Here is a 12758-nt window from a genome sequence, read left to right as displayed (position 1 = left end):
CATGAAAAACACACTTCTTTTTATTTTAGTCTCAAGTATTTGTTGCAATATTTTTGCTAACGAAAAACAAGAAAACACCTATTCTATTTCCGATTTAGAAAAAGATCCTAAAACAACCGAAAAATTACTTTCAGATATGCTAAGTATTGATCGAATGGATTTAGTAGATCGTTTATTACCGATTTATCAAATTTTTCCAGAAAACAATCCAAGATTGGTTAATTACGCCAAAATAAGACAAGTAAGATTATTATTCTTAGATTATCAAAATAATAATGCCAAAAAGGCTTTTCAGTTATTGCAAATGGAAGAAAATTTAAATCATGAAGAGCGGTCGATTATTCAAAATTATTTGCAAGCAATTGAAAACCGAGAACGTTGGCAATTTTCTTTAGGTGGGAATTATTTACAAACTAAGAATGTGAATAATACATCTAATGAGCGACATATCGAAAACACGGGTTTTGTGAAAAATGATGATATGTTGCCACAATCGGCACACGGCTTTGCTTATTATTTTGATGCTCAGAAAAATTGGAACATAGCAGGTTCGCATTATCTGTATTTTACGAATAATCTATATGGCAAAAATTATTGGGATAATCATAATTATGATGAAATCACTAACCGCACTTATTTAGGCTATCAATATCAAAATGCTAAATATAAATTGGTATTAAAACCGTTTTATGAGCGACAATGGTTGGGCGGTTATCGGTATAACTGGGCAAATGGGGCAAGGGCGGAATATGGGCTGAGTTTTGCAAAACATTGGCAAATTTCGACCGCTTTTGAGTTCAGTCAGCCTCGTTATTTCACTCAACCTGATCGCAATGGTAACATTAAACTGGCTTCCACCACGTTTATTTGGCAACCCACCGAAAAAGGTTATTACTATTTAGGTACGGATTTTATTCGAGAAACCACACGTATAAAACAATATAGTAATGATATGAAAGCCTTGAGAATAGGTTGGAGGCAAAATTGGGGCTATGTGATTGCTACTCAAGTCAATGGTTCAATTGCGTTAAAACAATATAAAGATTTTGCTTCTCTTGGTGGAATTTTGCCATTAAATAAAATTCGTCGTGATAAAATCTATTCTCTGAATTTAACTTTATGGAAACAAGATTGGCAGTATTTAGGTTTTACGCCGAAAGTGCAATTCCGTTGGAAAAAACAAGAAAGTAACATTCCTTCAATGTTTTCTTATTCAGAAAAATATGTGCAGATGTTGGTGGAAAAGGATTTTTAACTCCAGAAAAACAGAAGCGGTCGAGTTTGCAAAATCTTTTACAAATTCGACCGCTTGACAATTGTAGGGTTATTCTACTTTCACAATCCAGCCTTCAGGTGCTTCGACATCACCGAATTGGATGCCTGTTAGTTCATCGTAAAGACGACGGGTAACAGGGCCTACTTCAGTTTCTGAATAGAAAACGTGGAAGTTGCCGTTGTGTTGAATACCGCCTACAGGGGTAATTACTGCTGCAGTACCACACGCACCAGCTTCAGCGAATTGGTCGAGTTGGTCGATATACACATCGCCCTCGATTGTTTCCATTCCTAAACGCTCTTTTGCGATATGTAAAAGAGAGTATTTGGTAATACTTGGTAAAATAGATTCTGATTTTGGCGTGATAAATTTATTATCTTTTGTGATCCCAAAGAAGTTTGCAGCACCGACTTCTTCAATTTTGGTGTGAGTTTTTGGATCTAAATAGATTGCATCCGCAAATTTACGTTCTGGCGTACCTTGTTCTGCGGCTAATTCGTGTGGAAGTAAGCTTGCTGCGTAGTTTCCGCCCACTTTCACGCCGCCAGTGCCCATTGGTGCAGCACGGTCGTAATCAGTCGTGATGAAGTTTGATGGAGCCAAACCGCCTTTGAAGTAAGCACCCACTGGGCAGCAGAAAACAGAGAAAATAAACTCTGGTGCTGCTTTCACGCCGATGTTTTCGCCCACACCAATTAAGAATGGACGTAAGTATAAGGTTGCACCAGAGCCGTAAGGGCCCAACCAATCTTGGTTAGCTTTAACCACTTCTTTACACGCACGTACGAATAATTCTGTTGGTACGCGTGGCATTAAAAGACGGTCTGCGGTACGTTGCATACGCTCTGCATTCGCCTGCGGACGGAATAAGTTGATTGAACCATCTTTGCAGCGGTAAGCCTTTAAGCCTTCAAAACATTGTTGCCCGTAGTGAAGAGCGGTTGAACCTTCGTGAATATGTAATGTGCTATCTGTAGTGAGTTTTCCTTCGTCCCATTTGCCCTCTTTCCAGTGAGCGATGAAACGGTAATCTGTTTTAATATATGAAAAACCTAAATTTGCCCAGTCTAAATCTTTTAAAGCCATTGTTGTGTCCTTTATTTTTGTGAGTGAAAATTTGAGATGTTTTGCATTGTAAGATAAAAAAGATGAGGAATGTAGAGGCAAGCGGTAGATTTTTGTGAAAATTTAGTGAAAAAAGAATAAAAGGGTTAAGCATTCCACTTAACCCTTTTTCGCGTGTCTAAAAATTAACTATTTTTTGCTTCTTCTGCAGCTTTTACAATCACCGCAAATGCTGGTGCTTTTAATGATGCACCGCCCACTAATGCACCGTCGATATCTGGCTGAGTGAATAATTCTGCTGCGTTAGCATCGTTTACAGAGCCACCGTATTGAATAATCACTTGATCCGCTACTGCTTGAGATTTTGCTGCGATATGACCACGAATGAATGCGTGAACTGCTTGTGCTTGTGCTGGCGTTGCAGATTTACCTGTACCGATAGCCCAGATTGGCTCGTAAGCGATTACCGCACCGTTAAAGGCTTCTACGCCTAATGCATCAATTACTGCATCAATTTGGCGTGCACATACTGTTTCAGTTTGACCTGCTTCATTTTCAGCTTCAGTTTCGCCGATACATAATACAGGCACTAAACCAGCGGCTTTTAATGCACCGAATTTTTTCGCAATGAATTCATCGCTTTCTTTGTGGTAAGTACGACGTTCAGAGTGACCGATGATGATGTATTTAGCACCAAAATCTTTTAACATTTCTGTTGAAATATCACCTGTAAATGCACCTTGTACGTTTACATCAACGTTTTGTGCACCTAATGAGATTACTGATTGGCCTGCTAATGCTGCTTCTGCTTCTGCTAAGTACATTACAGGTGGAGCGATTGCCACATCACAACCTTTAACATCTGCTAATTCTGCTTTTAAACCTGCAACTAATTCTTTTGTGAATACTTTGCTGCCGTTTAATTTCCAGTTACCCATAACAAGTGGACGACGTGCCATTTTTATTCTCCTGTTAAATTAGAAATACGAACGGGGAAAGTGTACCAAATTTTGTGTATGCTTGCATAACTATCTTAACTTTATTTGACATGGGGCAAGATAATTTAACCGCTTGTGTCGGGTATAAAAATCATAATGGTTAGCAAGGGGCAAGCATAGTCATAGCCTTAATATTGGCGTAGGGGGAGTTTTATCCCCATCCTATATCTTTTTAAGGGAAGGATAGCCCCTACAAATTTTTGTTATTTTTTACGATGTGCTCGCGGATGTGCTTGGTCGTATACGTGAGCCAGATGTTGGAAATCCAAATGCGTATAAATTTGAGTGGTTGAAAGGCTACTATGCCCAAGCAATTCTTGCACTGCACGTAAATCGCCTGATCCTTCCAACATATGCGTTGCAAAGGAATGGCGGAGTTTATGCGGATTAAGATGGGTTTCCAACCCCTGTTTTTTGCCCCATTTTTCCATAATTAGCTGAATTGAACGGTGCGATAATCGCCCGCCTCGTTGGTTCAAAAATATGGCGTTATCTTGCGGTGTAAGGCTTCCACGCACTTCTAGCCACGCTTTTAAAGCTTGTTTAGCTTTGGAGCCAACAGGCACGATTCGCTCTTTGTTTCCTTTCCCAAGCAAACGCACTTCTCCTGCTTGTAAATCGAGCTTATCTAAATCCAAACCTTGCAATTCAGACAACCGCAAACCTGAGCTATACATCAGCTCCATCATCGCTAAATCGCGTTTTTCAAGCGGTGAATTTGCCTCGACATTTAGCAATTGCGAAAGCTGTTCTGCCTCCACATTTTTTGGTAAATGTTTTGGCTGCTTTGGTGCTTTTACGCCTACCGCAGGATTCACGCTGATTTCGCCCATTTTTAAAAGATAAGCAAACCATTGCCGCAACACGGCCAACCTCAAGCCAATACTTTTGGCACTCAACCCTTGTTTATGGCTTTGGCTTAACACCCAACGTACGGTTGAGCTATCCACATCCAACCAAGATTGGACTTGCTCACGATCAAGCAATTCACAAATGGCAAACAATTGGTGCTGGTAATTTTTGAGCGTATGGGGACTAACCTGTTTTTCAAGGCGAAGAAAGGCCCAATAAGGGGCGGTTTGTTGGAATAAAGGATTCGTTGTGCTTGGCATAAATTTGTTATTTAAAAGATTACTTCGCCCCTATGCTTGTAGAGGCTGTTGCAAAGCAACGGAGGAGGGATTGTAGTGGAGTTGCAAAAAATGAGTCAAATTAGACCGCTTGTTTTACTGCCCTCCGCCTTCGACCTCTCCCTCCACAGAAAGAAAGCTAATTACGCAAGATTCAACTGACCAATCTTCACGCCGACATTGCCCAATGCAACAGGGCTTAAATATTGACCTAAGAACTCGAAAAGCTCGTCTAATTCGGTGAATTGACGTTGTACTTTCACATCATCTTCCACTTTACGCACGAATTCATAAATCGCTTTGCCGTTCTCAATTTTTGCTTCAAGCGTAAGATAAACAGTTTCAAAAAAATGGTTTACATTGCCTTCCTCGCCTGGGTCACTCACGCGAACATTCCAGTTATTGCTAAATAAAATTTCAGTTTTTGACATTGTGTTTTCCTTCTTATTTTGGGGTAAATGAAAGGGCAATTTTCATTGCCCTTTGTTTTTTTATTGTAAAACAGAAATATCCGCCACTTGTAAGAACAAGCCTTGCAACGTGTTTAAAATCGCTAAGCGGTTTTGGCGCAATGCTGGATCTTCAGCATTTACCATTACGTTATCAAAGAAACTGTCTACTGGTGCACGTAAGTTCGCTAATTTATCTAATACTGTCGTGTAATCGCCTTGTGCGATAAGCGGTTGAACTTCAGTACGTAATGCAAGTACCGCTTCAGCAAGGGCTTTTTCTGCTGGTTCTACGCAAGCAGTTAAATTGATCTCGCCAATTGCAGCATCCGCTTTCGCTAAGATATTACTTACACGTTTATTTGCTGCCGCTAACGCCTCTGCTGAATCTAAAGTACGGAAGTGTGAAACCGCACGTACACGCGCATCAAAATCAGCAGGGCGAGTTGGACGACGCGCCAATACCGCTTGAATCACATCTACCGCAATACCTTCATCTTGATACCATGCACGGAAACGACCGAGCATGAAGTCCACCACATCGGCGACCACATTTTGATTCGTGAGTTTATCGCCGAAAAGTGCGGCTGATTTTTTCACTAAATCTTCTAAATCAAGTGGTAAGTTTTTCTCAACAATAATACGTAATGCCCCTAATGCCGCACGACGCAATGCAAATGGGTCTGCGCTACCTTTTGGTGCTTGGCCGATACCGAAGATACCTGTTAGAGTGTCAAATTTATCCGCTAAAGCGACCGCACTTGCCACGAGTGATTTAGGTAATTCATCCCCCGCAAAGCGTGGCATATATTGTTCGTTTAATGCCACTGCAACTTCTTCATCTTCACCATCATGACGAGCATAGTGCATACCCATTACGCCTTGTGTATCGGTGAATTCGAATACCATGTTGGTCATCAAGTCACATTTTGACAGTAAGCCGGCACGTTTTGCTTTCGCTTCGTCTGCACCAATTTGTTTTGCAATTTCGCCTGCCAGTTGCTCAATGCGGTCTGTTTTGTCTTTTAATGTACCCAGTTGTTGTTGGAATAACACGGTTTCTAAGCGCGGTAAACGATCAACAAGTTTTTGTTTTAAGTCTGTTTTGAAGAAGAATTCCGCATCGGTTAAACGTGGACGAACCACTTTTTCGTTACCTTCGATGATCGCCGTTGGGTCTTCAGGATTGATGTTAGATACAAAGATAAAGTGCGGTAATAATTTACCGTCTTTGTCATAAATTGGGAAATATTTTTGGTCACCTTTCATGGTGTAAACTAAGGCTTCCGCAGGCACGGCTAAGAAACGTTCTTCAAATTTAGCCGCTAAAACGTTTGGATATTCCACCAACGAAGTCACTTCTTCAAGCAAGCTTTCTTCAATGTCAGCCACACCGCCAAGTGCGGTTGCTTTTGCTTGAGATTTTGCCAAAATTTCTGCTTTACGCTCGTTGAAATCAGCCACTACAGAACCTTTTTCACGTAATAATTGTGGATATTGGTCTGCATGTTGAATTTCAAATTCTTTCTCGCCTAAGAAACGGTGACCGCGAATAGTGCGAGCACTTGCCACACCTAAAATTTCGCCTTCGATTAACTCATCGCCTAACAGCATAGTTACCGTGTGAACCGGGCGAATAAACTGCACGGTTTTATCAGCCCAACGCATTGGTTTTGGAATTGGCAATTTCGCCAACGCATTTACCACAATATCGTTCAGCAAGTTTTTGGTCGGCTGACCTTCAATTTTTGCACGATGAACAAGCCATTCACCTTTATCGGTCGCAATACGTTCTGCTTGCTCAACGGTAATGCCGCAACCACGCGCCCAACCTTCTGCCGCTTTGGTCGGTTTACCTTCTGCATCAAAGGCTGCTGACACTGCTGGCCCGCGTTTTTCGATTTCTTTGCTTGGTTGTTGGGTTGCTAAGTTCAACACTTTCACCGCCAAACGACGCGGCGCCGCAAACCATTCGATTTTGTCGAATGATAAGCCAGCTTGATTCAATTCCGCCTCAACGTTATCCGCAAAAGAGGTCGCTAATGTTTTGAGAGCTTTTGGTGGCAGCTCTTCTGTGCCGATTTCTACTAGGAAGTTTTGGGTTGTCATTTTGAGTTCTCTTTTATTAAATCTATCTGTTCTAACAGTTCTAAACAATCTATTTTACAAGCTCTTATTACTACTTGATTTAAGGATTCTCCACAAATTACCCCATCCAGGTTATTTTTTTCGCAGAATTTATTTAGAGCAATATTCAACTGTCCATGGTCAGCAAGATATTTAGATGCTATATCTAAAAATGGATATTCATAAAATTTAGCCAAATTAATTTTTCTTACTAGCTTTAATTTAGTCTTATATACTTTCACATTATTCTTCTTGGCATTCATTAATGCAAAACCGTTATAATAGTTTTGCTTTTCTTTATCTTTTGTAAACCATATAACCTTATCTAAGTCCAAAGCGGGATTTTTAAAATCAATATCCCCCGAATGCCATAATTCAATATTAATTGGCAATGTAATAACACTTTTACCTTGATTTACCCAAGAATTTTCTATAGCTGAAATAGCTTTAAACATAATTATCTTCGTCCTTCAAAGTTTTCATTGAATTTATTTTCTAACGGTTCCGTTTTCAATACTCTCCCTCAACACCTGTTGAAAACGCTCATAATCACAAAAACCATATTCATCTTTTTTACAGTCTTTGAGGGTTAATGCCGTTTGGTTTGGTGGTGTCGCTAAACTTAATGGCGTGATATTAATCAGCTGTTCAGTGCTTTGATAAACATAATCCAACTTAAATTTGAGCTTACCGCTCGGTTTATGTTTCCACACTTCAAACAGCAACTTCCCACCGATTGGGATATTTTCCAATGAATCATTCAACTCATAAGGCTCGGCACCTAGTGCTGCAAGCAGAGCAACGATATTAGAATCGTGTCCAACTAATAAGTTAATTTTGTTTTCACTATTTAGCTGTTGCTGAATAAATGCTAACAACGGATATGAGACATTTTGTGCTAACGCTTCGTTATTTTTAAATAACGTGCGGTAATATTCGTTTTTAATTTCGTTAATTGCACGCCATTTTTCTTGGCTATCCACACGACCGTTTGCAATTTCTGCATCAGGTTTGCCCACATAATGGGCGAGCAATAATGCACTGACAATTTTCTTTCCTGTGCTGATAGAGCCAGTAATCTTGACCGACTTGCCATCTTTAATACTGTATTCACCGACTTTTCCACCTAAATCACACTCGCCTTTTTGCAAGCAGTTTGGTGAGTTTTTGTAATCAATGATTTCACTCAATAGTGCATAATTTGGTGCTAATTTTTGCTGTAAAGCGGTTAAATCAATCTTATTTTTTGCAGATTCAATCAAGGCTTGACTTGGATTATGCGCTTGTGTATTAAAAATCGGATCTTTTTCTGAACCAATTTTACCGTGATGTTGCAATTGAACATTACAGCCCGCAAATGCACCAGAAACAATCGCCTGACCTGTTGCAATGGTGCGTTGCACACCATTTGCATAAGCAAAAATGCCTTCGCCCGATGCACAACGTTCTGTTGTTAGTAACCCTTTATCTGCAAGCCATTGACCTAAATACTGTCCGAAATAGGTTTCTAGCACCGTCCCTTTTGCAGTGAGATAGCCAGAAGGTACATTCCATTTTGCCCATTCATAAGGGGAATATTTCGCCATTTCTTGCGGATCTTTTTCCACTGGTGAACGCAATCCGTGTCGGCTGAAAATCAATACTTTCTCTAATTCATAATCAGAACTTGAGGAAGTTTGACCATTTTCTGTTGCAAACGCACTACTTGCTAAAGCTGAGCCAAGCAAAAGTGCGGTGAATTTTAGGGTTATTTTTTTCATATTCGAGACCTAATCATTTAATGTTGAAATTGAGCTATAAAAATTCAAGGCATATTTGGTGCCGTAAACTAACACCATAAATACTGCAACAATATTGACTACCGCAAAAAAGATTAGTTGTTTACTGTTGCTCTCCACCCAGAGCATTTTAAATAATGCGAGCGTACCAATATTTTCATCAAGTTCGCTCTCTCCGCTTAGTGTTCTTAAGGTTTTCAGCATCTCGCGTACAAAAGCGACAGTATTGATTGCCATGACGCTGAGTGCAATAAATCCAGAAGCGAGGCATAAAAACAGCACTGGTACATCACTCCACCCCCAATGTACCCAATCCATCTCAGAAAACATAAATAATGCCAGTGATAAAAATAACACTGCAGGCGTTAAATTTCGCAAAAACATTAAATAGTCATCGCCAATTTTAAATAAAAATTGTAAAAAACTGACCTTCTTCATTACTTACGAATCTTCCAACTTGTCTTGGTTTTCATTAAACTCACTTTACCATCTTTTGAGATATAGCCGCCTTTTACCACATCTAAAACCGTATTTTCTGGCAAATCAGACGTAAACACTTCAACCTGTTGTTTATCTTCCGAAAGAATGCCGTAAACCGTTTGGGTTTTATTGGTTGGGTCGTCTAGCTTAATATCCGCTACATCAAACACTTGTACACAGGCTTTTTTCAAATAAGAATAAGACTGTCCCGCACTTAGTAAGCAACTGTGAGCATCTGTTTCACTGCCCACAGTTGGCATTTCAGCTTGCGGTTGAGCATTGCTACAAGCGGTTAAAATCATGGTAGAAGTTGCAAGAGCTAACGTTTTTTTTATCACTTTAGAAAATCTCTTTTAATTTGGATTCATCTAAAACAACATCGCCATTTGGTAATAACAACGCAGGAATACCTAAATAGCCATTTGCTTTCGAGTTATCAAATTCTGCATTGCTATCGCGTAAACGAATGAATTGTTTGAGATTAGGTAATGAAGTCATAATTTCTACTTCATCGTAATCCACGCCTAAGCGATCCAACTCCGCGACAAATGGTGCGGTATCTGGGCATGTTTCTGCATAAAAAAGAATGGGTTTGCTCATTTTTCTCTCCTAAAGTACGGTCAAATTTCACCGCACTTTTCACCTCAATAAAGTTAGCTCTTGCGTAATGGTTTCATCGGCTTTTTGGAAATAGCCGTGTGTTCAACGTAATTGTCTCTGCGGTGTAGAGACAATTTCTTCACTATAGATAACTTACTTTTGAGTTTGTAATTTTTAAATACTTTTTGAGAATAAGACCATTAATCACTTTTGTGATGGTACTTAATTCATGTTGTTTATTTAATTCTCTTAAGCAAGTTCTACTATGAATATCATTTTGTAATGAAGAAAGTTTCGTAGGTAAATGTCTTTTATTACTAGGAGTATTGTTTTTAATGATATGAGCAACATACTCATTTAATGCTTGTACAGAAATATCTATTATTTCAGGATTAGATATAATTGTTTCTGTAATAGCTTTATCAACTCCAATTCCTTCTTTCATTACTGATTTTCGAAGACAAATTCTCCCATTTTTCTGATTTGCAATAAAATTACAAATCCCATCATAACCGCGATCATTTGATAAAATATAAAACTCAATATTTTTATCTATCGTTTCATCCAACTTACCAAGGTAATACGCAATGTGAAAATCCACATTATTCTTGGCTATCGCTTTCACGGTAATTAGAGTGATGTTAATTTCATCCGTGAAGGATTCGGATAAATTAATTGATTTAGTTGTTGAACCTGTAAATAAAAATACACGCTCATACTCTGCTAAATTTAATCCATCTAATTTATTTAGATTTTCATAATCTATAAAAGCATACTTCATACTTCTTCCTTAATTTTTTGAGTTTAAAAGTTAAGAAAGGAATTGGAACTTTCTGAAGTTTTTTGACCGCTTATTATTTTTGCATTACCACTTAAGCGGTCAAATTCCTCTGCTATTTTGCAAAAATTATTTTTTACAACCAGGGAAACCTAAGGCTTCACGGCTTGCATAATAGGCTTCCGCCACGCCTTTGGTTAAGGCACGAATGCGTAAAATATAGCGTTGGCGTTCGGTTACCGAAATCGCTTTACGTGCATCTAACAAGTTGAAGCTGTGTGCTGCTTTCAAAATACGCTCATAAGCTGGCAATGGTAACGGTTTTTCTAAGGCTAATAACTCTTGTGCTTCTTTTTCGTATTGATCGAAGCAGTAGAATAAGAAATCTGTGTTTGCGTGTTCAAAGTTATAAGTTGATTGCTCAACTTCATTTTGATGGAAAACATCGCCATAAGTGGTTTTGCCCAATGGACCGTCAGACCAAACTAAGTCATACACAGAATCTACGCCTTGAATGTACATTGCTAAACGCTCTAAACCGTAAGTCACTTCGCCCGTGACAGGTTTACATTCTAAGCCACCCACTTGTTGGAAATAGGTAAATTGGGTTACTTCCATGCCGTTTAACCATACTTCCCATCCTAAGCCCCAAGCCCCTAAGGTTGGGTTTTCCCAGTTATCTTCCACGAAACGAATGTCATTTTTGGTCGGATCGAAGCCAAGCATTTCAAGCGAGCCTAAATAAAGCTCTTGAATGTTATCTGGAGAAGGTTTGATTACCACTTGGAACTGGTAGTAATGTTGTAAACGGTTTGGGTTTTCGCCATATCGACCATCCGTTGGGCGGCGTGAAGGTTGCACATAAGCAAATGCCATCGGCTCTGGACCTAATGCGCGTAATGCGGTCATTGGGTGAGAAGTACCTGCGCCCACTTCCATATCAAAAGGTTGCACAATGGTACAGCCTTGGTTTGCCCAATATTCTTGCAGGGCTAAAATCATACCTTGGAATGTTTTTACGTTAAATTTTGTGCTCATAATCGTTGATCTAATGTGATTAAAAATATTGGTATTATACTTGAATCCGTAAAACGGATAAAGGCGAAAAAATGCAGTTGAAAAGAATAAAAAAGAGGCTTTTACATTGTTTCAGTTACAACATAAAAGCCTCTTTAAGAACAGATCTTAGGCTACCAACGATACCCTAATTTCACACCAATTATTCTCTGTTTACTTAATTGTGAACCTTGAGCTTGAGTCGCATATACCGACATATGGAAATGCGAGATCTCACCACTTACACCCAATTCTTTTTGCCAATAACGCCCGAATTGTTGTTGTAAAGTCGCCTGATTGACTTTAGTTTGCACGCGAGCATTTGAAGCATCGACATAATTTATTGAGAAATACGGTTTAATTGTTACATCTTGAGCTGGTGTAAAGGTGTAATCTACTTTAGCCCCTGTAGTATAACTATTAAATGCTATTTTTGGTGTCTGAATATTCACACCTTCGTATTGGTAATTTTCACCTTCAACAAAATGGCGATTTACACCAAGATAAGGCTGAACACCTAATTCTCCTAAACGGAACTGATAATTCGCATTAAGACCATAACTCATCACACGACGATGGATTTTTTGGCTTTGTTCACCTGAAATTTTACTTGAACTCACCCCATAACCTGCGTTGAGACCCAATTGCCAATCATGCCATTGATATTGTGCAAATGCTGACACCATCGTGAGATCCATATGATTGGAGATCTGCTCATCAAAGGTATTATTAGCACGACCATGTGAGAAAATCGCCCCTATCCGTCCATTCTCAACTTTTTTCTGAGCACCAATTTGGCGTAAATTCATATTTTGTTGATAAGCACGGAAGTCATCTGAGTCATAACGTTTTTTATCTTGCGTAATATTCGTCCATACTGAAAGATCTGAATCGGAAACTAAAACTTTATCAAGCTCATGTTGAACCGAAAGCATACTATTTACCGTTGCAGACAATTCAGAAAGAGCACTATTTGAATAACGACTAATAAGCTCTTTTCGCTTGCGTGCCTCTTCAGCCT

The 12758-nt window shown here is 39.2% G+C and carries 14 protein-coding genes; 1 reads left to right on the top strand and 13 read right to left on the bottom strand.

Translation table 11 applies throughout. The annotated features are described in order from the left end of the window. Window position 1 precedes the first annotated feature (1 nt). Complete coding sequence (locus B0185_RS09275; protein WP_005707048.1) at window positions 2-1255, top strand: surface lipoprotein assembly modifier; 1254 nt, start codon at window positions 2-4, stop codon at window positions 1253-1255. A gap of 69 nt (window positions 1256-1324) precedes the next feature. Here the strand turns inward: B0185_RS09275 and B0185_RS09270 are convergent, their stop codons facing one another. From B0185_RS09270 to B0185_RS09210, 13 genes are all read right to left on the bottom strand, one after another. After that, on the bottom strand, window positions 1325-2377 hold the full coding sequence (locus B0185_RS09270) for a branched-chain amino acid aminotransferase (RefSeq protein WP_256595178.1): 1053 nt from the start codon (window positions 2375-2377) through the stop codon (window positions 1325-1327). A gap of 149 nt (window positions 2378-2526) precedes the next feature. Further along, window positions 2527-3300, bottom strand: coding sequence for a triose-phosphate isomerase (tpiA, locus tag B0185_RS09265; protein ID WP_005707041.1), 774 nt, complete (start codon window positions 3298-3300; stop codon window positions 2527-2529). Between the two features lie 242 nt (window positions 3301-3542). After that, on the bottom strand, window positions 3543-4451 hold the full coding sequence (xerC, locus tag B0185_RS09260) for a tyrosine recombinase XerC (RefSeq protein ID WP_005707063.1): 909 nt from the start codon (window positions 4449-4451) through the stop codon (window positions 3543-3545). A gap of 161 nt (window positions 4452-4612) precedes the next feature. Further along, window positions 4613-4900, bottom strand: coding sequence for a DUF5377 family protein (locus B0185_RS09255; protein WP_005707050.1), 288 nt, complete (start codon window positions 4898-4900; stop codon window positions 4613-4615). Between the two features lie 60 nt (window positions 4901-4960). Beyond that, complete coding sequence (glyS, locus tag B0185_RS09250; RefSeq protein WP_005707072.1) at window positions 4961-7027, bottom strand: glycine--tRNA ligase subunit beta; 2067 nt, start codon at window positions 7025-7027, stop codon at window positions 4961-4963. Next, window positions 7024-7500 carry a hypothetical protein gene (locus B0185_RS09245; protein WP_005707027.1) on the bottom strand — a complete coding sequence of 159 codons (477 nt, stop codon included), beginning with the start codon at window positions 7498-7500 and terminating at the stop codon, window positions 7024-7026. Before B0185_RS09245 ends, glyS begins: the two co-directional genes overlap by 4 nt. Before the next feature lie 33 nt (window positions 7501-7533). Further along, the gene (locus tag B0185_RS09240) at window positions 7534-8805 is read right to left on the bottom strand and encodes a histidine-type phosphatase (protein ID WP_005707071.1); all 1272 of its coding nucleotides are present in this window, start codon (window positions 8803-8805) and stop codon (window positions 7534-7536) included. A gap of 9 nt (window positions 8806-8814) precedes the next feature. Then, complete coding sequence (locus tag B0185_RS09235) at window positions 8815-9261, bottom strand: hypothetical protein (protein WP_005707030.1); 447 nt, start codon at window positions 9259-9261, stop codon at window positions 8815-8817. Next, window positions 9261-9641 (bottom strand): hypothetical protein, encoded by a 381-nt coding sequence (locus B0185_RS09230; RefSeq protein WP_039863348.1) that lies wholly within the window; start codon window positions 9639-9641, stop codon window positions 9261-9263. Before B0185_RS09230 ends, B0185_RS09235 begins: the two co-directional genes overlap by 1 nt. A gap of 1 nt (window position 9642) precedes the next feature. Next, window positions 9643-9903 (bottom strand): hypothetical protein, encoded by a 261-nt coding sequence (locus tag B0185_RS09225; protein WP_005707074.1) that lies wholly within the window; start codon window positions 9901-9903, stop codon window positions 9643-9645. A 142-nt stretch (window positions 9904-10045) separates the two neighbouring features. After that, window positions 10046-10684: a PIN domain-containing protein gene (locus tag B0185_RS09220; RefSeq protein ID WP_005707084.1), complete on the bottom strand. Its 639-nt coding sequence runs from the start codon at window positions 10682-10684 to the stop codon at window positions 10046-10048. Between the two features lie 126 nt (window positions 10685-10810). Continuing rightward, on the bottom strand, window positions 10811-11719 hold the full coding sequence (gene glyQ / locus B0185_RS09215; protein ID WP_005628151.1) for a glycine--tRNA ligase subunit alpha: 909 nt from the start codon (window positions 11717-11719) through the stop codon (window positions 10811-10813). 152 nt (window positions 11720-11871) lie between these two features. Continuing rightward, the coding region (locus B0185_RS09210; protein ID WP_143413723.1) for an autotransporter domain-containing protein at window positions 11872-12758 on the bottom strand (887 nt) is incomplete at its 5' end.

Source organism: Haemophilus parahaemolyticus (genome assembly GCF_002015035.1).
In the GTDB taxonomy this organism is placed as follows: domain Bacteria; phylum Pseudomonadota; class Gammaproteobacteria; order Enterobacterales; family Pasteurellaceae; genus Haemophilus_A; species Haemophilus_A parahaemolyticus.
Note: the sequence above shows the minus strand (reverse complement) of the source record. Positions and strands in the feature narration are given on the sequence as shown.